The sequence below is a fragment of the Brevibacterium sp. VCM10 genome (assembly GCF_000583215.1).
In the GTDB taxonomy this organism is placed as follows: Bacteria; Actinomycetota; Actinomycetes; order Actinomycetales; family Brevibacteriaceae; genus Brevibacterium; species Brevibacterium linens.
The window spans coordinates 1-2,058 of record NZ_JAJB01000117.1; the positions used below are offsets into that span (position 1 = coordinate 1).

General features: G+C 64.7%; 2 protein-coding genes. Both read left to right on the forward strand.

Translation table 11 applies throughout. The features are described from left to right. Positions 1-258: 258 nt before the first annotated feature. Positions 259-1,281, forward strand: coding sequence for an LLM class flavin-dependent oxidoreductase (locus AD89_RS0117575; RefSeq protein ID WP_025780975.1), 1,023 nt, complete (start codon positions 259-261; stop codon positions 1,279-1,281). 110 nt (positions 1,282-1,391) lie between these two features. After that, positions 1,392-2,058: MFS transporter (locus AD89_RS0117580; RefSeq protein WP_035321527.1), on the forward strand; the 667-nt coding region annotated here is incomplete at its 3' end.

Consider the following 2,058-nt stretch of genomic DNA (forward strand, 5'->3'; position numbering starts at 1 on the left):
CGAGCCCAGCCGGGGGAGCAGCAAAGGCCTCGTCCATCACGGACGGGGCCTTCGTCGTTGCCGGAGAGTCCTCGGAGCCGACTCCGGTACGCCAGCACCCGCGGGTTCAAAATTCATACGCACTGTTCAAGAACACCACGTATGCATTTTGAGGCCGCTGATGCCGACAATTTGAGTGCAAACCATACGGAAGCAGCGGACCTCGGCACGCGTCGAGACGAAGAGGAATATGTGCCTCTTGAAGGGGGTTCATCTGGCATGAAGTCTTTCGGATTCCTCAGTTTCGGTCACTATGACAACGGCGGCGACCTCGACGCCGGGCAGATGCTGCGCGATGCTGTTGAGATCTCAGTGGGCGCCGACGAACTCGGCGTCAACGGCGCCTCCTTCCGGGTCCATCATTTCGCGACCCAGGCAGCCTCGCCCATTCCGCTGCTGTCGACGATTGCCGGGAAGACCAGCAGGATCGAGGTCGGCACCGGAGTCATCGATATGAGGTATGAGAACCCGCTTCACCTCGCCGAGGAGGCCGCCGCCCTCGACCTGCTCTCCGACCAGCGAGTGGCGCTGGGCATCAGCCGCGGATCTCCCGAGCCGGCCCTGCGCGGATGGGAGGCCTTCGGCTACGAGGATCACACCGAACCCAAAGCCGCGAACATGGCCAGGGAGAAGTTCGATCGGTTCCTCCGCGCCATCCGCGGCGAGGAACTTGCCCCGGCCGATCCGCAGCAGTTCGGTCCGGGGAAGCGTCTGCGCATCGAACCGCATTCCCCTGGCCTTGAACGCCGCATCTGGTGGGGTGCTGGATCTGCTTCCACCGCCGAATGGGCGGCACAGCAGGGTGTGAACCTGATGAGTTCGACTCTGCTCACTGAGGCGACCGGTGCCGCATTCGGGGACCTGCAGGCCGAGCAGATCGCCAGGTACCGTCAGGCATGGAGCGCCGCGGGGCACGAATGGACTCCGAGAGTGTCCGTCAGCCGCAGCATCTTCCCGATCACCACCGATCTCGACGACCTCTATTTCGGTCGGCGTGGCCCCGGCCAGGGTGATCAGATCGGCATCATCGACGACACACGCTCGACGTTCGGCCGTACCTACGCGGGTGAACCGGACAAGCTGATCGAGGAGCTCCAGGCCGATGCTGCCATCCAAGCCGCCGACACCCTCATGCTCACGATCCCCAGCCAGCTCGGCGTCGACTACAACCTGCACCTCCTCGAGTCGTTCGCAGAGCATGTCGCACCGGCTCTCGGATGGGTGCCTGCCGGTGCGCACTGAAGGGTACCGTCGTAGGACCATCTCCGAACGTATGATGAGACCAATCGGAGATGAATCACCATAAGGGACATTTCACCATCAGGGGAGACTGAGTGAGCGAGCGCACGACGATGACGCAGACGCAGAAGCGCATCCTCATCATCGGCCTCGTCCCCCTCTTCATGTCCCTGCTGTCGGTCTCGAGCATCAATGTCGTCCTGCCCTCCATCGCCGCCGGCATCGATGCCTCCACCTCGGCCCTGCAATGGGTGCTCACCGGGTATGCGCTGTCCTTCGGCGTCGTCCTCGTCGCTGCCGGACGGGCCGGCGATGTCTTCGGGCGCGGCCAGCTGTTCGTCATCGGCGTCGGTCTCTTCGGGCTCTCCTCGCTGGTCGCAGGAATCGCCCCGGATCCGCTGACGCTCAATATCTCCCGCGTGACCATGGGGCTGGGCTCGGGGTTCCTCAACCCGCAGGTCGTGGGCCTGCTGCAGCAGTATTTCCAGGGTCCGCCGCGCGGTCGTGCCTTCGGGCTGATGGGCACCACCGTGGGCCTGTCGGTGGCCATCGGCCCGGTGCTCGGCGGCGCGCTCATCGCACTGTTCGGCAGCGACCTCGGCTGGAGGGCGACCTTCCTGGTCAATGTGCCCTTCGCGATCGCCTCTCTCGTCCTTGCCCGGGTCTGGCTGCCTGCCGGAGCATGGCGACCTGCCGTCGATGAGGACGCGAAGAGCGTCGCAGGCGGCAGGGATCTCGACCCCGTGGGAGTCATCCTCCTCGGTGTCGGCGTCCTGCTCA

What these genes read in the sequence shown, in the direction of transcription:
- AD89_RS0117575 (WP_025780975.1), top strand. Translation starts at nt 259, where the DNA reads ATGAAGTCTTTCGGATTCCTCAGTTTCGGTCACTATGACAACGGCGGC.